The following is a 256-nucleotide window of genomic DNA, read 5'->3' on the forward strand; positions in this document are numbered from 1 at the left end:
CGGTTAAATCACTCGCCCATGCATTATGAGTATCACCGGCAATAACCACCAAGTTATGATTTAACGATTTTGCCGTCGCTAAAATAACTTCACGCTCGTAAGCATAACCGTCCCAAGCATCTAAGTTGTATGGAATGGCTGGTAGTTGTAGCAGTGCAATAACCTCAGGGGTTAATTTGTCTTGATTAGCTTGTAGGTAAGCCAACTCTTGTGTGGTTAATGTCGGGTCGCCCGCTTGGGCGCGACCGGCTAATTG

General features: G+C 46.1%; 1 protein-coding gene. It reads right to left on the reverse strand.

Going from position 1 to position 256, the window contains the following annotated elements:
* A partial coding sequence (locus AAEY79_RS15610) for an alkaline phosphatase D family protein (protein ID WP_352289487.1) occupies positions 1–256 on the reverse strand: 256 nt, incomplete at both ends.

This window comes from Psychrobacter sp. GW64-MNA-CIBAN-0177, from assembly GCF_040309585.1.
Lineage (GTDB): Bacteria > Pseudomonadota > Gammaproteobacteria > Pseudomonadales > Moraxellaceae > Psychrobacter > Psychrobacter okhotskensis.